The 24023-nt window shown below is 46.3% G+C and carries 8 protein-coding genes; 5 read left to right on the top strand and 3 right to left on the bottom strand.

Features of this window, described 5'->3' with window-relative positions:
• The first annotated feature begins 343 nt into the window (after nt 1–343).
• From EHT87_RS07795 to EHT87_RS07785, 3 genes are all read left to right on the top strand, one after another.
• Nucleotides 344–1531, top strand: coding sequence for a Shedu immune nuclease family protein (locus EHT87_RS07795; protein WP_124905488.1), 1188 nt, complete (start codon nt 344–346; stop codon nt 1529–1531).
• A 122-nt stretch (nt 1532–1653) separates the two neighbouring features.
• On the top strand, nt 1654–2208 hold the full coding sequence (locus EHT87_RS07790) for a hypothetical protein (protein WP_124905486.1): 555 nt from the start codon (nt 1654–1656) through the stop codon (nt 2206–2208).
• Between the two features lie 130 nt (nt 2209–2338).
• Nucleotides 2339–3832, top strand: a complete 1494-nt coding sequence (locus tag EHT87_RS07785) for a hypothetical protein (RefSeq protein ID WP_124905484.1) — start codon at nt 2339–2341, stop codon at nt 3830–3832.
• A gap of 352 nt (nt 3833–4184) precedes the next feature.
• Here the strand turns inward: EHT87_RS07785 and EHT87_RS07780 are convergent, their stop codons facing one another.
• Nucleotides 4185–9056 carry a DEAD/DEAH box helicase gene (locus tag EHT87_RS07780; protein ID WP_124905482.1) on the bottom strand — a complete coding sequence of 1624 codons (4872 nt, stop codon included), beginning with the start codon at nt 9054–9056 and terminating at the stop codon, nt 4185–4187.
• A gap of 1483 nt (nt 9057–10539) precedes the next feature.
• Here EHT87_RS07780 and EHT87_RS07775 point away from each other — a divergent pair.
• Both EHT87_RS07775 and EHT87_RS07770 read left to right on the top strand, forming a co-directional pair.
• Nucleotides 10540–11694, top strand: coding sequence for a DUF4062 domain-containing protein (locus EHT87_RS07775; protein ID WP_124905480.1), 1155 nt, complete (start codon nt 10540–10542; stop codon nt 11692–11694).
• A gap of 20 nt (nt 11695–11714) precedes the next feature.
• Nucleotides 11715–12284: a hypothetical protein gene (locus EHT87_RS07770; protein WP_124905478.1), complete on the top strand. Its 570-nt coding sequence runs from the start codon at nt 11715–11717 to the stop codon at nt 12282–12284.
• Nucleotides 12285–12546: 262 nt separating this feature from the next.
• On the opposite strand, the gene EHT87_RS07765 is transcribed toward EHT87_RS07770, so the two are convergent.
• Entirely contained in the window at nt 12547–13791 is a 1245-nt protein-coding gene (locus EHT87_RS07765; RefSeq protein WP_124905476.1) for a site-specific integrase, read from the bottom strand.
• A 403-nt stretch (nt 13792–14194) separates the two neighbouring features.
• Nucleotides 14195–24022, bottom strand: coding sequence for a Tc toxin subunit A-related protein (locus EHT87_RS07760; protein WP_124905474.1), 9828 nt, complete (start codon nt 24020–24022; stop codon nt 14195–14197).
• Nucleotide 24023 lies beyond the last annotated feature (1 nt).

Raw genomic sequence — 24023 nt, 5'->3', positions numbered from 1 at the left:
AGCTGAGTAAGTTATTCAATACAATTCATATTTTCTAGTTGATTGATAAGGGTTTGATATTTAGAGAAGTTGCTTATAGTAGTTTGATAGATGCTCCAAACAAATACCTGAAAAGCGTGTGTACAAATTTGGGTCTCCAGGGCCCCGACACGGCATGGCAGACATTTGTTCGTTTGACAGGTTTCGGTCGTCACGGTAAACCCATTATTGTTATTGCCAAACAAAATAGGTATATAATATTCGAAAGGTCAATCTGTTATATACTGAACAATAAATATAAAAAAGTTTAAGATTGTTAAATAAAAACATTTGAAAAGCTTGAAATAGCATCAAAAGTTAACCAATGGAATCAACTCATTCGAAAGACCAAGAGGAAAAAAGATTTTTTGAAACTAGGATTTATGGAAGAATATATATATCAAAAAGATTTGAAGACTTGTATTCCGAGAAGAAGAAAAGATTTGCTTATAAAATTACCCAAAGTGAACAGCAGGAACGGTTTGTTCGAGAAAAAGGCGAAGTTATATTATCAGTTAGTAATGGAGGTAAGCATCAACTTAAAGCTTTAATTATTGAAGATGATGATCGTATTGATAGTTTGGTAGTACAAACTTTCTCAGCAGAATCCGGTAATCCGCATAAAAATGGATATTCTTTTAGGGGACAAGAAGTAAATAATCTATACCTTTTTTTAAAAGGGTTAAACGAATTAGATTTAGAAAATGAGAATAGTTTTAAAATAGATGACTCTTCATTAAAAAAATTACTAATTGATAGCGAACAAGCAACGAGAATAGTAATTGAAAATCAGGATTTAATTATTGATGCGCTGAAAAATAATGTAACAAAAACAGATATAGTAGCATTAGGTTATAGGAAATCACAATTAAATATTTTTAAACTTTTACTTGAAGATGAGGCATTTTTTATAAGTGAGAAAGAGAAGTTGAATAAAGGAGATGAGGCTGTATGGCAAAGTTTCTTTGAAAGAAACACATGGATACTAGGTTATGGGTTAGATTATATAATTAATACACCATTAGATAATAAAAAATTAGAACAAGTTGTAAGTGGATATTCAATAAGTTCAAGTGGGAAAAGAGCAGATGCATTATTGAAAACAAAAGGGATAGTTAATGCATTGGGGTTTTGTGAAATAAAGACGCATAGAACAACCCTATTAAAGCAAATTTCAACCCCTTATAGATCGAGTTGTTGGGCGATTTCAGAGGAGCTAGCTGGAAGTATATCGCAGTCACAAAGGACAGTACATCAATCAATATTAAATATTAGAACATGTTTACGCTTGACAGATGACGAAGATAACTTAACGGGCGAAACTGCTTACATATATAATCCTAAATCTTATGTAATTATTGGCAGTTTAAGTGAGTTTATTACAATTAAGGGAGCGAATGAAGCCAAATATTCGTCTTTTGAAATGTATAGAAGAAATACAAAAAGTCCGGAAATTATTACATTTGACGAGCTGTATGAAAGAGCCTCTTACATTGTAGGGCACTCTATGTAGCGAAGAACTCAATGGGTAGTGGTAAGCTTGATAGCTTGCATAGAATAACTTTTGGTTAGTTTGTAAGTTTCGGTTGAAACAAAAATGCCTCAGTAGTTTACTAAATTATAAATAGAATACGTGTGAAAATTCAGGAACTTTACAATATTGTAATTGAACCAATTACGGACAGAATTTCCCGGTCAAATGGACTAAACCAATTTGCGCAGCGGCGAGCAAAATTTGAAGGATGGTTAAAGGTGGAGTTAATAGATATATTCGTCAAGTTTAATATTAATGCATTGCCAGAAATTGACCGTATTGATATTTCATTCGATGATGTAGCTATAGAACTTAAAACGGCAAATACAAACATTGGATATGAAAACGTCATTTCCACAACTAGACCAATTACAAAGAATACAGCTGATATTATTGAGGATATAGCGTGTTTACAGACTAAAAATCACCTATATAAGTTTGTAATTTTTGTCGTGTTTCCCATTCATCATGAAAATAGTTTTTGGCAAAAACAGTTTCAAAGGATCCAAGTTTGCCTTGAATCTATTATGCATAAAGAATTTACCTTTGATAATAATGTTCCAGCCGTCATATACATTGGTAAAGTTCCAAACCTTATTATAGCTGAAAAGACTATTGGGTCTCAATTTCCGGGTTGCAGTCGACAGGGAAGATAACCCGACAAGTCAACTTTAGCTTTTCGAGACAAGTAATATCTGACAATACGATACATTCTAAAAAATGCGAATAAAAGTTTGGTAAGTTGCCAGCGACAAAACACCATGACCTTTAATTGATAATATCGAAATGGATAAAGAGCATTTAAAGTTAGAAGATTGGTTGTCTTCAGACAAAGTTCTAACAAAGGAAGCTTTCTTCGTTTATACACAGCAGACAAGACGATTGCAACCAAATGATCAAATTCTATTTTTAAAAAAAGTAATAAGCCAAATTGCGAAAGGCTATATAAGTCTAAAAATTGAGGATTTATGCAAAATAAACACATTCAGTTTAGAAGCCTATCAAGAATTTGGAGAACCTGTAAATATTGATTATACTTTAGATCTCATAATTCATATTTTAGAATTTGTTGCCTTTAAAGGTAAATTCCCAAGAGAAACTAAAGAAATATTTGATTTGGTGAAAAGTATAGCAGATTTCATTTGTAATTATTTACAAGATAATGTTGATTATTTATCAAAAATTGACTTACTTTTTGATGATTGCCCTGGTAGAACTGCAATTGTTAGGAAGTCAACAAATGACTTCTACATCCATCTTAGAGGGAATGATTATAAAGTTTACGATATATATCAAGGTTATTCTATCAAAAACCAGGATAAAGATGGTAATGGGACTTTAGTTTTGCATTTCCAAAAAGGAATTTATGCAAAAGGAAATATTTGTTTGCTCGAAGTATTAGAGAGAAGAATAAACACATATACAGACGATACAATTAAATATGGAAATAATATTGAGTATCAAGGTAGGAAATTTCCCTTTTCTTGGAGGAGAAATGAAAGTAATTTTTTGATAGTGCCTGAGAAAGCTCCCGTTACTAGTTGTGAGGGGCGAAAGTCAGATAAATCATGTGAACTTTCTTCAAAAGAATTTTGGTGGTGCTATGGCAGAAAGTGTTTTAAAGCTAATCAAGTAGATCATGAAGTGAACGATTGGAATAACTATACGCTTAGGGATTTTTTAAAGATTTTAAGTCTTTCATATAACGATTCAGGTTACTATATTTTCATAAGTGAGATAAATAGGTTAAACAGGCTATTGGAGCGAATTAGATGTACTGACTGCTCTAAGGTATTACGACCAGCTAAACTATCTAATTTTGGATTTTATCGTGTATCTTATTTTTATTGCTTAAATAACGATTGTAGTTCAAAAGGTAAAGAAGTTTACTTGACTCATTGTCTTAATAGTAAATGTACAAATGTTATTGATAACAGAGTCGCGAAGAGATGTTTAAACGGGTTTATCATATGTGATAAATGTGGAAGTTGTTGCTCAAATGATCAATTTTTAAAAAGAAGTGAATCGCTTAAAATATTGGGAAGACCATTGCCTCAAAAATTAAGTACGATGCTCACAGAACAAAAAGGACATTGGGAAAAAGCTGAATGTTACTGTTATAAATGTCAAAAGGAAATGATTGAGAAAAATGGTTCTTATAATTGCAAAGAATGCTCTGTAACGTATGATAGAACTACTGTTTATGTTAAATTTTATCGAGATTATAAAAAAGTATTTGGGCAGAAATTTAAAAAATATGAACAGAAGGGTGCACAGTAAAATGTTAGATTGACTGTATATTTTTTTTAACATCATATCTGGGCCGATGAAATTTTCCTGATCATCATAATTGCCAGTATCATCTTCCTTAATAATCTCCCCAGTTACAGCTTCCACTTATGTATTATTGGTCTTCTCCTAGGAATAGCCTCATAGGAAAAGGAGTTTCATAACGTGCCTAATTCTGAAAAAGCGATTTAAAATTTTGGTTAGACATGACTTTGTTCGTATCGACTGACATAGAATAATGTTGGATAAGAGGTAAGGAAATTACGAACAGTCTACACTAGAATCCTTCAAGTGCAGACTGTTCATATTGATGCAGATTTTAAGAATTGAGAAAAATAAGATCTTAATCACCAATTTTCAATGCTGGAAGCCCGTTTACAATGGCTACAGTCTGTACACTGACGTTTATCACACTTAGCAATAGATCGAGGATGTAACGAGGATTTCCTACCTCAGTCGCCCAATCGTTGGGATCGTTTCGGATACCGCTATCTTTATGGACTGTAATCTGATAGCGTTCCATAATCCATTCGATTGCACTCTTGCCATTTACTACGTACTCGTAGGCTTCGGATGGAATGTTTTCAATGGTGATTTTGCTGTTGTAATGAATAACGCTTTTGTTGTCCTTGCTTGGATAACGCATCTTTTCAACGCGAAAATAACCATTGTCAGCACCGTTAACGATAACGTTACTTGCGGGGGGGACGCTCTCATAGTCGATATGTAAATCAGCTAATTCCCGTCCAGCTTTGCTGAACGCCCAGAAATCTTTAGACTCTTCGACAAGGAACAGCCGAGGTAACATTTTCTTTAGATCGCTGGCAAATTGAGTTCGATAGCCTGGGTTATGCAGAAACCCGTACACGTAATAGAAAATATCCTCTTTTGTCACCCGTGGCCCATATGACTTCTTTGCCTGTTCCAGTATGAAGTTTGATATACCATCACGGCGGACAAACTTTGTTTCACCCGGTTTGTCAAACAGACTCGGAGCATCGTTGTTTCGCTCTTCGTAGTAGTATAAAGGAAAGCATTGGGACTTACCAATCAGTTCTAGATCCGGAATGGTATCTGTAATGATTGTTGAAAAATCTTTTGTTACACCAATACCTGAAACACAGATAATTCGATTCTCTAAGCTTAGATTTGGAAAGAGCTTAGGCATCTGATAGACTCGATTAAGTAGATCCCTATTGAAATAAAGATTTTGCTTAAAAAATGGTCTATAAATAGAAGTTATGATTGACTGTTGAGCAAACTCATATTTCCTGTGCTTGGCCAGGTCAACTTTTTGGGCATAATCCCAAGATAATTTCGAGCTATCAAATTCAATAAAGTCTTCTATTGTCAAGCTTGCATCTAATTTTTTCTTTTGGCTAAACAGATCTACCTGTTCATTAAAATACTTTATAGATTTAGTGACGTTTGCTTTAAGAAATGGCTTGGATGAATTGTAAGCCCATGCATCTCTATTACTTTTCACTCCATTTGAATAAAATGGCACAAAAAAGGCATTAGCCTGTTTGTTGTCTTTATCCCCCAATGGGATAAACGTCCCAAATACATCATTTCGTTGATTCAGCCAATCGCCATGTTCATTAGGTGAAAGCGTTTGCCACACCATCTTTGCACTGCTCATAGACTTAAAATCACTGACGATTTGTAACTTATCTTCTCGTGATAGATAATCGCCAATGTCGTGATAGTATATCGTGGCCTCTGTATTCGTTAGAGCCGGGTTCTTCACCAAAAACGTAATGCTAATAGGCGTTCGTGAACCTGATCCGAATATCTTCCCCCCTTCTTTCCGCGATAGTTCGCCACTGGTTCGCTGATTCCCTCGAAGGTTAAATACGTAAATGCTCGAAAACTCTTGCTCCAAGCATTTCCGAAACCCCGATGTAGCGTTTCCATCAATCCATGCACCATTCGAAACAAAAGCGATGATACCTCCGTGTTCGGGGTCTAGTCGATCCGACGACCAGCGAAATGCTTTGATGTACGAATCATAAAGTGAGTTCTGTAGCGTAGCATTCGATTTTGCTGCATACGTTTTAGAAATACGGTTATCCAGTCCCGGATAACTCTGATTCTGCGCATTGTCATTAGCCGATGATTGCCCTACAGAATATGGAGGATTACCAATGATAACCCGAAGTGGTGCTTTCTTCTGAGCCTCAACACGAGCAGAGTTTTGAGGAAATGCATCTGAAAACAACTCGTCGCTTTTGCCCTTTTCGCCCAACTGAAAGGTATCCGTTAAGCAAATGCCCTCAAATGCTTGGTAGCTTGTCGCATCGAGCAGATCATGGTAGGTGTTTTCAATGTTAACAGCCGCTATATAGTAAGCCAGCAGCACAATTTCATTGGCATGGAGTTCCTGGGTGTACTTCCGTTCCAAGTCTTTGGATTCAATCAGCCCGCTTTGTAATAATCGGGTCATAAACGTTCCGGTACCCGTAAAGGGGTCCAGCACATGAATATTCTCGTCGGAAAGCGAGCGTCCAAATTTCTTTTTTAGCAAGTCGTTTACCGAATGAATGATGAAATCCACGACTTCAACGGGTGTATAAACAATACCCAGTTTCTCTACCATTTTCGGAAATGCCGACTTGAAAAACTTGTCGTAGAGTTCCACAATAATGCGTTGCTTTCCAGCCGCGTTATCGATACCGGATGCCCGCGACCGCACCGATTCATAAAACCGTTGCAGTGTTTCGTTGTCATTATCCAGCGATTGGTCTTCCAGCAAATCCAGCATTGTTTGCATCGACACCGAAATGGGGTTATTCTTCACGAATGAATACCCCTGAAACAGTGCTTCAAAAACCGGCTTCGTAATGACGTGCTGCGAGAGCATTTCTACGGCTTCCCCCTGCGTAATGGATGGATTTATGTTCTGCTGTAAACCGGATAGAAATTTGGCAAAGGCTTTGCTATGGGCCTTCTCGTCCCGAATCAATCGGTTGATACGCTCCATATATCGCTCGGCAATTTGGGCTACGTCTTTGGCCCATTGTTCCCAATAGCGACGGTCACCTACCTTTTCAACCATCCGGGCAAATACCACGCTTTGCAATTGCTCAAACTGAATCGACATCTGGTTGGCCATATTCGTGGCGGCGGCCGAAGAACCACTGTCCCGGCTCTGGCCTTCTCCTGCACCGGTATTGTCGATCTGACCAATCAGAATCTGATCTGGTTTGTGCTTATTGAGTTCAATCTTATTCACAATGGCATTAAAGCGGTCGTCATGCGCTCGCAAAGCGTTAAGCACCGTCCAGACCACGCGGTAACGTTCGTTATCGTCCAACGCTTTTTCGGCTGATGCCTGAGCTGGTATAACCACCGGAATAATAATGTAGCCATATTTTTTGCCCGGTGACAGACGCATAACCCGCCCCACCGATTGCACCACATCTACCTGTGAGTTACGCGCGGTCATAAATAACACCGCATCCAGCGATGGTACATCTACGCCCTCACTCAGGCAGCGCACATTGGTCAGTATGCGGCATTCTTTATCGTCAGTATCAGCTTTAAGCCAGGCTAGTTTTTCGTCCCGGTTGGGTGCCGACATAGCCCCATCCACATGGTCGGCTGTTACAGATACCAGGTTCGATGTGATACCGTCGGGCATACTTTCGATATAAGCCGCTCGAGTATCGTTGAACGCTGTCGCTATTTTCTTGGATACCTTAATATTCTGGCAGAAGGCCACGGCACGGCGCATCGGCTCCGGATCACTGTCTTTCAAAATACCCGCATCACCCAATATCCGTTTCGACAACGCATTGATACAGCCTACGAGTTTCGACGCATCATCGGTATTGATTTCGTTGTTTGGGTTGGCTATTATCTTCTGTATGACCGCCGGAACGTCATTCTCACTCATGGTCAGAATCAGCACCTTGTAATCGGTCAGTAATCCTTTTGCTACGGCCTCACCAAAGCCAATACGGTAAATCTCCTCGCCATACAGCGTCACGTCATCCATCGAGCAAAGCAAGGCATCATACTGCGCTGCTCTGGATTTGGAATCGTCGTTAAAAAGCCGTGGGGTAGCGGTCATATATAGCCGCTTTTTCGCCTGGATAAACTCGTTATCGTGGACTTTCACAAAAGCCGATGAATCTTCTCCTGCCTGAGTAACGCCCGTAGTACGGTGGGCTTCATCGCAGATGATAAGATCAAAAATCCCCGGCGTACTTGTAGTGGATTTCAGTAGTTGTGCCTGCGCCTTAGCAATTACATCAATGGATTGGTAGGTCGAAAAAACAACCGTCATACCCGGTTTATCACTGGTCTGGGCATGTTGAAACTGCTTGACAATATCCGGCACATTGGTAGAAGCTGGTAATGCCAGATCTACCACACTTGACCCATCTGAATCTTCGTTTTTTGTGGTCTTTTTACTTACCCCGGCGTCCGAGCAGATGCAAATAGCGTTAATAGGTTCATTAGCTTCGGCATACCATTCGCGCAGGGTTTGGCCCAACAACGCAATCGAAGGAACCAGAAATAAAACCAGTCCTTTAGCTTTGGTTTCCCGTTCGGCAATCTTCAGGGCTGTAAAAGTTTTGCCTGTACCACAGGCCATAATTAACTTACCCCGATCAGCGGTTTTAAAATATTCGCTGGTCTTTAGTACCGCCGTTGTCTGGTGTTCCCTAATGAATTTTTTTGCTGTCCGCGACTCTTCACCAACGAGTCCTTTTTCCAGCTTGGCCCAATCGACCGGCGCTTCCTGAAGATCATATAAATTAATTCGGGAAACGGGAGGGTGTTGGTTCTGGATGGCTTCCTCGGCGTTGGTGCCCCAATGGTTTGTGGTCGATATCCAAAGCCGGTGCGAAAAGCTTACCGCTTTCTGTTCTTCATCCTTGAACTTCCGGCTCGATGTTGACAGAAACGAATCTACAGTGGGTTTGTCAATGGTGGCTGATTCGGCATAGCATTTACACTGTATCGCCCAAAACTCGCCATCGACGGTTTTAGCTACCAGATCAATCCCCGTATCATGGCCGCCAAAATCCCGACGACCGAAGAAGTCAGACCATAGCCAGACGTTGGTAAAAAGCGATATATATTTTGGATCAGTTTGCAGATAGCCCTGCATGAGTCGTTCAAACTGTTCGCCTTTATGCTTTTCAGAGAATGAATATTTACGGAACTTGGTGAGAATAGCTTGGAAAGCTTTTTGGGTACTCATAATTCAGGATAGGAACAGGATTAATAGCCTATAAATAAGTAGGTTACGCTTGATGGGTTAAAATAATAATACGTTGTGTTGATTACACTGGTTCAAATTACTGAACAATGTGCAAATTTTGATGTGACCCCATTACCAATTCATTCATTTTTAAATATAATAATCATGACGATAAGCTGGAAACGATATTTCCCAATCGAGGCTACCCTTGATTGATCTGGAATTATATACTTACACGAGTGGGAGAATTGACCATTTTTGGGATAAGACATGAGGTTCCCAATTGCCTGCTTTTACATGCTTGAATGGCTGAAATTCGAATAATAATCTTGCTTTAGTGAGTCCAGCTCCGTTCGCCCATACATCAATTTTTAGACTAAGCTTTTACTCTCATATTGGCCCAGTTTGAATCGGCGCACACGGCTCACATCAAATCTGTAAAGTTAGTTAAGACTTCAACCAGCTCAAAATCTTAAAGAGCAAAGATTAGGGTTTAAGCGTTAGAGCGGTAAACTGGTTTATGCAATGTTGCAATCCTTGCAAAGTTTGCAAACTCTGCAAAACTGTATGTTTTGGAATTGATAAGCGAAAATCAGTTCAGCCGAATATCGACCCCAATGCCTTATCCGTTGTCTCAGTATCGAATATTGAAAGGTACTCTATGGCAAGATTAATTTCTAATTTTTTAACCAGAAACCCTTAATCCGCAATTTTCTTGTCAAAATGTGATTTCGTTTTAGTTGAAAGGCGGAATTTTGCAGACTTTGCAAAAGTTGCATAGTTGTATTCAGAATAGAGCAATAATTGTTTAGCTCCTGATTTAACCAAAATAATAAGAAAATGGGCGGAGAATCAATTGCCCTTGTTCTCGTATTTGTATAAGTGTTTATCGTGTCTATAGAAATAGGTTGGGAAACCCTCGATATTCCAAACCCGCTAAATTTACTGATTAACAGAAACTTTTTTAGTTATCGTTGTTGCAAAGCTTATGCTTATTTTCTATGATTGCCACTGAACTGTTATCGAACACGATACTATGAAATTTACTTAATGCATTCCATATTTTCTTGCTGATTGCGGGTAGGTTTGTATTTAGTGAAGTTGCTAATAATTTTTGTTGGGTGAAGAAGCCAAAAAGTACAAGTGGGGTATGTCAGCTTTCTTGCGACTGGGCGTGCAACATAATCCCCACAGCAAGCCAATGTAGAAAAGTTGTAAAGGTCTTTCGTATTAGCTTTCAAGCTACATTCTTGATTATAATTAAAACCTAGAAGCCTCAGTAGCAGTGTAAAGTGCGCTTGTGGCTTAAGGATTACGGGACAAATTACAGTTAAGGTAATTTTTTGTGCCTCTATATATGCAATGATTGCCTACTAAATGTTATATTTATTAAAACGTTTAATTTGATTGTATACACTTATATACATAAGTTTTCCAAAGCAATCACCCAAACTATTTTTAATTTAAATGATATCCTATTCCCATGCAGAAAAGATACCAAGTATTCGTCAGTTCAACTTTTAAAGATTTAGAGGAAGAACGGGAGGAGATAATGAAGGTACTTTTAGAACTTAATCTCTTTCCGGCTGGAATGGAAATATTCCCGGCTGCGGATGAAGACCAAATAAAATATATCCATAAAATTATTGATGATAGTGATTATTACATACTGATAATTGCAGGTAAATATGGGTCTACTAACAGTGAAGGTATTAGCTACACAGAATTAGAATTTAATTATGCGCTCGAGACTAAGAAACCAATCTTAGCATTTGTTTTTCAAGATATAGAGACTTTGCCAGGTAATAAAATAGAATCTGATATTAATAAAAGGAAAAAATTATTGAAGTTTAGGCAAAAGGTTCAAACTGGTAGACTGACGAAGTACTGGAAAAGTAAAGATGATCTAGCCGCAAAAGTCAGCAGGTCTCTTGCACATGCAATAGAGAATTATCCTGCGAATGGATGGATTCGATCTAATATTACAACACAAAATGCTGTTATCGATAATACGGAAGCAAAACTTGTTGAAAAACTCATCTATTATAAATTTATTCATCTAAGTGATGAATCTGAAAACAATCTACCTTTATATAATAAATTTGTTAAGAGACTTGATAAAACTGTAGGTGTATTTGATGAATATATTACGTTTAGAATAAGTAGGTTTACAAAGGATGTAAACCGTTTTAAAAGCTACGACAGTACAAGAGGCTCTGCAGTTGAAGTTAATTCTTTATTACCTTTTGTTTTTAGTTTACGAGACACTGATGTTACGGTTGAAAGCAATCCAAAAATAATTCAGCCAATTATTTTTGGCCCTTCTAATGTATTCGTGACCTCATCTCATTACTATAATGGGTTTCAGAAAGGTAATCGAGATACTGCTGTAAAAGCAGATAAAGATGTTGAAATAGTGAGACTAGTGGTTGATTTCTCGTCAATAGTTGATTTTGAATCTTATATTTCGGACAACCCTAAAGTTTTTTATAGATTTCATGATCTTGAGAAAAGAGGTAAGTTGGTTAATTCTATTGTTGAATCTGCAACAAAAATAGCAAACGGAGTTTATTATGCTGAAATGAAAGATGTTAGTGAAGGTGATGTTTTAAGGATTGAATTCGCAAGTGATTACTAAAGTATTTCAAATATGACCTCATGATTACCCTAAAAAAATATGTTTTTGGATATGGATCTTTGATTAACTGTTCTAGTGCCTCAAAAGCTTTGAATAGAAATCTTTCAAAGGAAGATATAATATTGGTTAACCTTATTAACTTTCAGAGAAATTGGTCATTGTGGGATGAGGTTTTTTCTTTAAAACTTCAAAAGAATGTAAAAGGTATATTTCTAAACATTCTTCAAAGCCAGGGCAATTATATGAATGGAATTATTATAGAAGTTAGCGATGAGGAACTTAAAAATCTTGTTATCAGAGAAAAAAATTACGATTGTATTGATGTTACAAATAATATAGAATTTACTGATAAAAATTTATCTGATAATTTTGAAGTTTACTCATTTATTGGGAAAAATGAATATATATTTGACGAAAATATTTTGGATGGCTATATATTTGAAAACTATATTAAAATTGTTGATGTAGGACTCATTAATATATCAGAAGAGTTTCGCAATGAATTTTATAAAACTACATTAAATAGAAACACGTCTATTTTGGAAGGAGCATATTCTTTTATAGATTATAATCAACAAAAATTGGTATAGATTTAGAATTTCGCTTCTAAAAGTGAGTTATTAATCCACTTCTCATATGCGTTTTTCGGGTGACAGCTAGCTGGCCGCAAGGTCAAGCAATGCAACCCAACGATACAGGGGAGTAAAGGCCAGAGCTATAGAAAATTGTCTTGATTATAAGCTATATAGATATCAATTATACTAAATACTCAGATTTTTTGTATTTGCAATCTTGCAAAGTGTGCAAACTATGCAAAGATATGAGATTTAAACTCTAGGAGGGAAGTGACGATTAACCAAATATCGACTCCAAAGCCTTATCTGTCGTTTCAGTATCAAACTCTGAAAGATACTTTTCAGTGATATTAATTTTCGAGTGCCTTAGCAGCTTTGATATGGCATATACATCCTTAATTTTCCTACGACCTAAATCTGCAAAGGTGTGTCGAGCAGAGTGAAAAGAAACCTCTTTGTTGATCCCAGCTAATGAACAAAGCTTCTTGAGATATTTATTGATCAGGGCGTTCTTTCGGCTGATTTCAATCAAAAGCTCAGCTTCTGTAGCATAGGTACGATTCTGATTGAGAATTGGCAGCACATAAGCTTCTGGATCGATTTTTTCTGGTTTGTATTGTTGAATAATTTCTTCTGCTTGTGCAGGTATTTGAATTGAATGGCCTTGTGTAACGGTGTTTTTTGTTTTGCGCATTACATAGGACAATCGCTTACTATCGATATTTTTCCATTGCAAGCAGGCAATATCGCTGAAACGCATTCCGGCTAAATAAAAAGCACATAGCCAATAATTTCGAGTATGCCACAGTAAGGAGTCGGAGGGAAGGGCAATTTCACAGAATTGTTTGATTTCTTCTTCGGTGAGCCTTACTCTTTCGGGTTTTCCTTCCTTAATTCTGATTTGAAGAAATGGGTTTTCTTGGATTGGAAGAATGCCCTCCTTTACGGCCTGGTTGAAAATAGTTCGTATTTTGGAAAGCCCTTTTGAAATGGTATTAGTGCTATTGCCCTTCTGTTTTCGGAGCCAACCTTCGTAATCATTAAGTATTTTAACAGAAATATCAGCGAATAGAAGCTTTTCATCTTTGACATATTCCAAAAACTTATTGATTTCAGTTCGAACATTCCTCGCCGTATTGTAAGGCTTGTTATTTAAATAACCGTATGCGTACTGAAAAAAATAGGTCGAAGACTTACCCTTCAAGTTATCGGCAATTACAGCAGAGGAGACGTCTTTGACTTCGGCTTTAAGCTGAGTTGCATCCGCTTTTATAGAATCGATTTTTGCATTAATTACAGCGTGTAAACGGAAAGTACGTCGTACCTCCTTCTTCTTTGGGTTCCAATCTTTGATGGGAATGTCAAAGCCAATATAAACCCGACGGTGTTTTCGGTTCTCTGTTATCCGGAGGAATAGGGGATAGACATCTCCTTTCTTAGGCTTATTGCTGATCTCAACCGTGAAGGAAATAGAGTTGGTTCTCTTTCGACCTCTGGTTGGCAGAGCTTCGGATTCAGACATATTTTTAAACTTATAATTGCCTAGCTAAGGTAAACAATTTTGAAGTTTTACTGTAACATTACTGAAACATTTCTTTCTTTTGATTAATATCGCCTGCTTTCACTTGCTTCTAAATGTGCCATTCTAGCCTATATAAGGCGTATTCTGCAAAAATCTAATGCATCTAAATGCAATTGTTCGAGTCCGGCTCCCGGTACAACTAACACCTTACAAAAAGCTGATTTTCAGCGATTTGTAAGGTGTTTTTGGTTTAATTCAGGTAGTGATTCAGGGAGCGTGGTCAAATGAGCAACGGACGTTTCTATCGCCAGCCCGTTACCCAACGACCCAGGGTGGAATCAGGACGGGACAAAAGGGCGTACCCTACCGATCGGATACGCCCCAAAACCGCAGTCCGGCAAGTCTAAATCGTATACGTGACCAGCACGAACAGATTCGACAGCTCCGCTTCGGAAAGCGCGGGCTGTCCGGCTGGCGGGCTAAAGGCAAGTTTCCAAACGCCCGGCGACTTTTCGGCTCCGTCGTACTCGCGCACCGACCGCAGCAGTCCTCCGTACGGATTGAACGGCTTGAGCGCCAGACCCACCTCGTCATCGCCGGGCGCATACGTGATTGTAAATGATTTCAACTGGGGCAGATCGGCGTCCGCCAGCAGCTCGACCCGGTAGATTTTCGGCCCGGCGCCCAGTTGGGCCAGCAACGGAAACCGCCCGCGCAGGTCGAAGTCCAGGACCTGATCCTGCCCGGCCGCCGGGTGCAAAAACCGGTACCATTCCGTCGGAAAGTCGTGTTTCAGATTGAACAACCGCCGGAGGGGGAGCTCACTGCCCGCCAGTTGTAAGGTGTTTTTCAACGATTCCACGGTTTTTTGCTTGAATAGCCCCGCATCTTCACGGGCCGTATACCGCAGGTGTAGCAGCACGTCGGAAATGGTGTCGTAGTCGAACTGCCGGAGTTCCTGCGGTTCGGTCAGCTCCAGACTCCAGGTGCTGATGACGCCCGCGCCTTCAAATGGCAAATACCGCTCATCGCGGAAATTCAGCTCGAACAGGCCCGCGTCGTTCTGGGCGCTGCTGGTTGCCAGGGCTTTCACCGGCGTGAAACTGTCGCGGAAACGCAGGTCGTCGGTCCAGACGCCATCATCGTTGTTGTGGTCGTATTGCCCGGCGTTTAGCCCACTCGTCACCCGGACGGTATTCCGCAGCAGCCGGAGTGTACACGAAATGGTGGTGTACGGACCGGCGACGCACGGAATGGACAGGCTGACGGTTTTGATCCGCCGGAAATAATGGCCCTGGTAATCGAGGTCGAACAGGGCTTCGGGCAAACTCACCAGACAACGCCCCGATTGCCGCAGTTGAAGCAACGCTGCCGGTGCCACCAGGGCCAGCGAAATGTGTTTGGTCAGTTCGAGTTCACGCCGGTTTTGATCGAAATACGCCTTTTCCAGTCGCCGTAAATCCACCTGCAAACGTTCGCCACTGAGCAGCCCCTTGCGCAGCGAATCCCAGTAGCCGAACTGGATGTAGCCCGAATTTTCGACGCCCAGTTCAAATTGAAAGCATTTTTCGGCTTTTTTCGCCAGATCGTAGGCCAGTTGGTAGCTCTGGAAAAAGGCCTGCGAGGTTTGCGTGAGCAGATATCCGTACAGTTCGACGTTGGTGTATTTGGTTTTCATGAAATCCTCCACCTGCTTCGATTGCTCGATTTGCCGTTCCTGATTGAAGAGTTCCTTTTCGGCCAAGGCCACCCGGAGTTCGGCCCCGGCGATCTGGTGTTCAAGCTGCTTGAGTTCGCGGTCGGCGGTGTCTTTCTGAAAATCCCACTCTTCCTTCCGACGCTGGTAGCTGGCCAGCGTTGAAACCATGCCCGCCGATTTATCGAGAATCGTGGCCGCATTATACAAGCCATTGGCCCCGCGTTCGGTTGCTTTCCCGACGTGACTACCCCCGGTTTTGGCCGACACGTGCGGAGAACCGCCAAAGCCCGATGCGCCAATCTGAAAATCGGGAATGATGAACATGACGCCCGCCAGCACATCCGCAATCGTACCCGCCGTGTGGGCAATGACCGACAGGCCCGACAAGCCGAGGGCCACGCCTTCGGGCGCATTCATAAAGTCTTTGTTTCCGTAGTAATCGCGCCGGAATTCGACCAGTTCCTTGTACTTCTGCAATCCCTGAAGCGCCTGTTTGGCTTCATCAATCTGCTGCTGTTTTACATCGCGAACCAGTTGGAGCAGCTTACGTTCGTGGTCCTGCCGCAGCAGCGCCAGCGACTCCGCATCCCGTTTCTCCAGGGTAGACAAAACCGCTCCGCCGAGGCTTTTCAGATCGGCACAGACTTCGTTGGCTTTTTGGAGCAGAACCGGAAACCGGTAGAGCGGCAGCGGAGCCGTCAGCTCTCCCAGTGCCGCACCGATGTCGAGGCCCCCCGCCACGGCCCGGACCAGGGCCGCCGGGTCGATGGGCGGAGCGAAGAGCGAAAGCTGACGCGCCACGCCTTCGATGTTGAGGCAATGCCGGATTTTGTACAGCCGGTCGGCCACGGTATCCCAATACCCGAGCAACTGGTCATTTTGCGGGATGCAAAAATACAGCAGCAGGTGCGGCAGGGGCGGAACATCCGCATCGTCGACCTCGCCACTTTGGGGCGGCACAAAGTTTTCCAGCTCGACGAGGGCATTGGAAAAATCGTCGAAATGCGGTTCCAGCTCGTTGAACGTCAGGGACGGTGGTCGTTGGGCGGGGGGCACCCGGCGCGGACGCGGCCCCAGGATTTCGGCCGCCAGCACGTACAACTGCGTCGCGCGGTTGACCGATTCCATCGTATCCTGCCGGAACTGCTGATCCCCCCAGGCGATGAGGTTGTCGAGGTACTTCATCACCACGGTTTTCTGGTAGGCCACCGTCCGGAACTGGGCGATCAGGTGGGGATCGAAGGGGTTTTTCCGCCACAGGGCCACGGCATTTTCCAACTGCTGCCGCCAGAGTGGATCGTAGCCGGGAACGCCGGGGTCGTCTGCCAGCATCCGCAGAATGTTGTCGATCCGCTGCTGCTCGTAGTCCGCCGACTGCCGCTCGAAAAACGGTTTGGTAATCCAGAATTTCTGGGGTGATCCCACCGCCAGCCCCGTCCGCGGATCGGTATCGTGGGCACCCGTCGGGTCGAAAATGTAGTGGAACCAGCGCGTGGCTTCTTCAAATTGCTGGTTGGTGCTCAACCGCTGGGCGATGAGCAGGGGAGCGTGGTAAAATAATTCCCAGTTGTAGGAAGAATAGCTTCCGTCGGCGGAAAAATCCACTACTTCCTGCGGGTATTTCGGGTCCACGATGAACATCGGCTGGTACATCGCCTTGAAATCCAGCTTTTTATCCGCCAGTTGCGTTTTGCGGTTCATCAGCCCGTCGACACCCCGATTCAGCAGTTCCTTGGCAAACAGGCAGGAGAACGGGTGGTAAAAATTCTGGAACAACAGCTTCGTTTCCGGCAGAAAGGCACCGTATTCCTCCACGATTTTTTTCAGTCCTTCGATATCCTGCGTGATCAGTGCGACGAGGAATTTGGCAAACCAGTCCTTGAAGTCCTTGTAAAACAATACCTTTTTGAGCTCCGGGACCTTGAAGTCGCCCCGCCCCCAGAACAGGGCTTCGGGTCGTACGAAAAACGTCCGTTCGCGGTCGGCATAAAACCAGGGCAGCCAGGTACCGAGGGTGATGGGAATAAGGTTGATGTGGCCGCGAAAAAATTCCTTGCCTCCATCCTGAATGATTTTCAGGAGCCAGAGCAGAAAGAAAAAATAGTCGAATGCCGACGGTTGCAGGGCGAGTTTGTTGTTAAACCGCCCCGGAGTGAGCCCCAGAATACCGGCATCCAGGCCGAGTACCTGGAGGGTGAGCGGGTCGCCGGGATCTTTCTCGAAACTTTTCAGAAAGGTGTAAATGCCGTTGTCACGGTCGAAATGCGGCAACAGTGGATCATACCCAATTGGCCCTTCGTATTTTTCGGGATAGCCCTTGCAGCCCAGCAATTCGAAGTACTGACCACCGCTGTCGGTGGGGGCAACGAACACCACAAACGTCCCCAGTCCCGGAAACGCCGTCATATCGAGCGGCACAAAGACAAACCGGGTGCGGTGGTCGGCGAGGGTTTCGGGGTCGGTATAACTCGTGGTCACCGAGTCTTTGGAGACTTTCTTCGGCGACCATTTTCCGTTGCGCAATTCCGAAAGCGCCAGAAAAACCCGCAGCCGTTTGTTAGGTTCGGGAATGGTCACGCCTGTGTCGCCCTGGCTGGGAATATTCATGGTGCTGACGGGCTGGGCCTCCTCCCGAAATTCGGGCCAGAGCAGGTACAACCGTTCGTTCATCACGAGCGGAACGAGGTAATCGCTCTTGATGTCGGCTTCAATTTTGGTCCAGGGCGTCCAGTAGGCGTCATCCACCCACTTGCGGTAATAATACAGGTGCGGTTCGGCCCCGGGCGTTCGGCCCACCACGTGCAGGGTGTTCGTTTTTTCTTCGTAATACATGCCCGCAACATCAAGCTGGGCCACGCCGTCGAGCTTTTCGATGTAGTGCAGAAAAGCGGTTTCGACGTTGTCGCGCGTGATGTCGCCCTGTAAAAGTTCGTCTTCCAGTTCCTTGAAAAAAGGAGATTTATCACGCCGGAGTTCGGGCTGAATCCAGTTTTCGGGATACAGGAAAACCTTGCGATTGGCTTCCCAAACCCGGTAAGCCTGCATCCATTGCCACTGTTTCCAGGCCGGATCGTCGTCGGCGTTCGCCCGTACCTGCGGCTCGAGTCCCATCAGGCAGCGCTGCACAAAGAGCTGCACGGAACCGGATGCCTGAACCAGCCGCGACGTGATCATGCACGAGCACATTTCCACATCGAGTAAATAATAGGCAAACAGGTCGTTGGTAGTCGCCCACTTGCCCGTCGGTACGTCGGCGGGTGCCGGTTGGGTCAGCAGGTACGCCGTCAGGGCATCGCGTTTGCCCTCGCGCAGCCCATCCTGAATGGTTTTACAGACGTCAAGCCACTGCTCGGGTTCATAGGCGGCTTTGAGCAACTGCTTGATGCGCTGCGCTTCGGAAACCCCCACCACGGGCGCGGCCAAAGGCAACACTGAGGACACCTGGGCGCTGAGATAATCGAGCATGGCGAAAGCCCGTTTGAGCCGTTGCCAGGTGGCCGGTTCGCGGTAATCGGTGGGGAAAACGGGCGACGTTCCGGCAATAAACGCTTCCGTTTCGGTGGCCGGCCATTCCGTCACGGTCTGCAAATCGGCGGCAAAAAGGGCGGGCGTGTAGGCCGGATCAGCGAGGAGTTTTTCGGTCACATCCAGCCACGTCAGGGCGTCACTCACGTACCGGCGGTGCCATTCGAAGTAGGCCAGCAGTCGGGTCAGGTGTTCGTACGTGGCAATGGGTTTGACCAAGGCCGGAGCCGTCAGATCGAGCGTTCCGGTTCCCGCAGCATTCCGCAAAAGCCAGTCGGTTTCGGCATACGACGCCCCGATTTTTCGCAGCACCCACGCCAGCCGGGCGAGCCAGTGGTAAGTGCCGGAGCGGTCGGTATCGGAGGCAAATGTGTCCCCGGCGAAACTGTCCAGCAGGGTATTCGGGGCAAAAAGGGTGAGCGAATTCAGCAGCAGCTCCGTGGTGGCTTCCGTCAGGCCAAACTGGCTGGCAACCAGCGCAATGACGGTTTCGCGCTGACGCCGGGGCCGGAGGTAGGCCAGTACGCGGGTGGTCAGGTCGTTCAGCACGGCGATGGGCGCATACTGGGCTGGCGTGTCGAACCAGGTGGTCAGGTCAACGGCGGAGGCCCAGATTTCGTCGGCGGGTGGCGCGGCAAAAAACGCATCACTGGCGGTTTTTAGGTCATTCACGGCGGTCTGGTAGGTTCCCTCCGCCGAAAGGCCCAGCAACGTGGCTTGCTCCGAAGCGTCCAATTGTCCCGTCAAAAACAACATCCGGCGCTCGGCATCGAAGCGAATGCGAGCCCGCAACGGGTCGTCGAGCTGGTCGGTGAAAACCACATCCGCCGGTAGTTGACGCAGGGTCGCCACAAAAACGGGCGTCCGGAAAAGCTGCAGGTTTTCGCTTAAAAAGTCGCGCTGTTGTTGAAACAGAGCCTGCACGGCGGTTTGGTAACCCGCGTCGGCATTCAGCGCGAGCAGGACTCCCCGTTCGGCGGTAGTCATCAGACCGGTATAACTGAGTCGCTGGTTGCTGGCATCGTAGCTCACGGGCAGCGTCGTGTTGGGAACCGACGGATGGGGCACCGAATCAGGGAATTCAAAACCGGCACCGGGCGTCACCTTGAGCGCAAACGTGCGCTGGTTGGTCAAAACGTCCACCAGTCCGGCTACGGCATCGCCCGACCAGCCCAGCGCGGTAAGCTGGGCCGACAATAGTGCGGCATTTTTGGCCCCGTCGTCCGTCGTCAGCTGCGTTGGATCCGTGTCGAGGGCGATTTTTTTCAGTTCGTCCCGCAAACCGGTCAAAAAAACCGTCACGGTTTTTTCGGCGACAGCGGCCTTGCTGGTCAGGTCGAGGTTGAACAGATACGCCAGTTCGTCGGGCGAAATTCCTGCAGTCCGGAGCGCGTCGAAGGCGTCCAGCCAGCGGAGCGTATCGTCGGGCGACGCAAAGGGGTCGAACGGAATCAATTTCCGCCACCGCACCCAGTCGGCGGGTTTTACGCCCAGCCATTTCGCCAGGGTTACGTTGGCATACAGCAACGACAGATTCGGGCCTGAAAGGGGGACATCGGCGGGTATTACCGGATCAAACAGCTCCTGTAAAGCATCGAAATCGCCCTCCTTGATGCGCAGGGCGGCACTCACCACGGCTTTTTTGTCGGCGAGTTTCCGGGCAGGGTTGGCCGCCATAGCTGCCGGAGCCAGGTCCGGATCGATGGGATTGGTAACTTTTTTGTTTTGAAAAACCTGGTTAAACAACGATGGCGTGGCGGTTTTGAACGCCTGGGTGAACACCTCCGCCGTGGGCAGGTCGCCAAACAGGCCCACCACCTGTTCCACCGTCGCGCGTGAAAATCGGTTGAGCAGCTGGCGAAAGGGCTTCAGGGCAAGCAACAGTTTCCCGAAATCGACATCGGCGGTGGTCGGGTCGGCCTGTAAATCCGCGTGGGAAATCTGTCCGATTTTCGGGTGTAGCAGCATCAGGTCCACCTGCCAGGCTTCCCAGCCGAGTTTGCGCCAGACCCGCAGAAAGCGGTGAAACCGGTCGAGGTGTTCAATTGTCAGCGTTTCGAGGTGTTTTTTGCCAGTATCGCACGATGGATCTTCGTGAACAATCCGCAGGTTGCCATCGGGATTCAGGAACGGGAGCGTCAGCAAACGTTGAAGGTCAGCGTATTCCAGACCGGTTTTGGTCAGAAAAACGTCAACCTGAGCGACCTTGTTCAGCACCACCGGGTTGGTGGTTTCGCCCCAGAACTTGGCCTGTCCCGCCGTTTTCTTGGCCATAACGAGCGTCAGTTCATCGGCCGAAAAACCGAGGAATTCGGCGGCAACCTCCAGCGGTTTTGCGTTGTTAGGGGCCGCCGACCCGCCGAACACCTCCATCAGCTCCCAGCGGCTGGTTCCGGCCTGTGACGCATACCGCCGGATTTCTTCGTTGAACAAATCGAAGGGCAAAGTCAGCGGATAAACCGCCTTGCGGAGCTTTTCGTACGCCAACGGGTTGAGGTAGCGGGGGATGGCCGCCAGTTCGTCGGCCGATTGCAGGGTCTGCGGCACTTCCACCACCCCAAATTCAGCGCCTTCGGGTCGGATGAGGTACGTGGCCGAGGTGTCGCGCAGCAGCCAGTAGCCCGCCGGGCTGGGTGCTTCCACGAAAGCGTCGTCGGACAGGGTGACGCGCAGTGGCTGGCCGTCGGGCTTGACAAAGTTGAAAAATTCGCTGCGCACCGGTCCGCTAACGGGCGAAGGCACGGCGGGCAACGTGGCTCCGGCACCCGCCGGGAGCATCAAAAACCGGTATTCGGGCGCAACCTGATTTTCGAGAACCTCGGAAACCACGTCCACGTAGGGCAGGGGCGTGAGGGCGTTTTCGCACGTAAGTTCAATAAAACCGAGATCGGGACGCCGGGCGAAGAGCACATCTTTGGCCGTGCCCGCCGAAGACGGACGACCCTTGAGGTAATTCAGAATGTCCGCAAAATAAGCCGCCGGGCCATACACCGAGCGGCAATGGTCGCACTCGCACACATCAGCCGCTCCGAAAAGGTTGGGCAGACTGGGCGCATTGGCCGCCGGAACTGCTTCGACCGGTGCCAGTTGAACGGCACCCAGATCGCCCGCATTTTTCAGCGAAATCAGATGCCCGGCCAGCGTGAGCGTAGTAGCGTAGGTCTGGGCGGCCCGCTGGTAGGTTTGCCGGGCGGCTTCCGCGCTAAAACCGGGCTGGTCACCGTAGGTTTTGACAAAAGCCGCCTGACCCCGTTCGTACACCTGTCGGGCGGAATGGACGTTGTCGGCGAGCAGCGCACGGGTAGCCGCGTAGTCGGGAGCCAGTTTGAAAACCCGCTGGGTGATTTTCAGATCCTGCACAAAACCCGCATTTTTCAGCAACGGTTTCAGTTCGGGCTTCAGGCGGTTTTGCAGAAACTCATCGACGGGAGTGTTGAGTAATTCAAAATCGGGGTGTGCATCCAGAAACCGCAGCAGCGAGGGCGCTTCGGGCTGGGCGGGTTGTTCGTCGCGTTCGAGGTCGCCCAGAAAAGAGGTAGTAGGATACGTGCGGGCGAATCGTCCGGCGAGCTGGCGGGCGTAATTCTCGCGCTTCTGTTCAGGGGAATCGCCCACCAGGTAATCAGGAATGGCCTGGTTGGCCACCAGATCAGCCCAGTCTCCGGCGCTGCGTTTGGCCAGCAGTTGAACACCGAGCGGCCCGTTTTGCCCGATCTGGGGTGCCAGCGTCCGCAGCAGTACCGGATTATGATCGGTTAACCGGTTGAGGGTAAAACTGGCCCGGATGGCGTCAGTTTCGGCCGGTTTGAAACTGTGTTCCGTTTGCAGCTTCTGGAGAAATTCGTCCGTCAAGGCCGTTTGACCGAGGTATGCATCCAGAAAAACGGTCTGCTTGTTGTCCGGTAATTGGGCCAGATCCAGCGCGATCCGAAAGGCTTCGGCACGCGGCTGTCCCGCATCGACAAGCTGTTGCCGGGCCACTTCGCGGAGCATGGCCAGCCAGCGGTCCATTTCGTTGGCGCGGTTACGCGGAATTCGGTTGGCACTGAAAGCCTGCTTGAGGGCAGCCGCAGCGCGGTCGAAATCGAGTGAAGGCAGGTTGGTCAGAATCTGCGTCGTTTGCTCGTCCAGGGTTTCAATTTCGGGGCGGGAAAGGGCTTTTTCGGTCAGCAAACCGTACCAGCATTCGGGGAAAAGCCGGGTCCGGGCTTCGAGCCGGAAAGCCACCAGCAGGGTTTCGATGACGGATCGGTCGAGGCCGGTTTCGCCGGTCAAAAACGTTATGTCGCGGTTTTGGGCGGTTTCCTCCAGTTCGGCAAACGTCAGATTCCACAGAACGGGTTGCAGCCGGCGCACCAGCCGTTCAAATTCTGACAAACCGGCGGGAACGGACAACGTCAGATTCCACCGGTAACTGGTCGGGGCGTTGCGAACGTAATCGTCGACGGTGGTGAGCAGCGGACGGCGTCCCGGCTCGGCGTCGGGCCATACTTCCAGAAACAAATCAGCACCCCGCCGGGCCAGATCGTCGCCGTCGGCATACTGAATATCGGCGTACCCAATTTCGTAAAAACCGGTCGAATCGGTCACCGCATCGCCCAGAGGCTGGTGGGGCGGACGGATTTCGCGGTCGAAGGCGCGGACGGTCAGCCCTTCCACCGGTGAACCGGTAACATCCCGCACAATCCCAGAAACGCGGTTGGATCGCGTAGCGGGGTCGGTCGGTTCCTCGTCGAGCAGGCCGTTTTCTTTCAACAGGCGGTTGATGAGATCGGCCATCGGCGCATCCACCAGCACCTCCGTAGACGGCGGAATCTGGAACCGATCCTGTAGGATATTGATGCCACGGACTGTCGTTTCGCCAACAAACCGCCGGAGGGCTTCCCCGTCCGCAATCTTAAAATCCTGAAAGCCCAGCCTGGGCAACAGGCGATTCAGGGCCGCCTGGAGGGTAGCCACATTGTCCGATGCTTCGCGGAGCTTGACGGGAGCAAGAATGAGTTTCATA

The sequence above is a fragment of the Larkinella knui genome (assembly GCF_003858645.1).
Taxonomy (GTDB): domain Bacteria; phylum Bacteroidota; class Bacteroidia; order Cytophagales; family Spirosomataceae; genus Larkinella; species Larkinella knui.
Note: the sequence above shows the minus strand (reverse complement) of the source record. Positions and strands in the feature narration are given on the sequence as shown.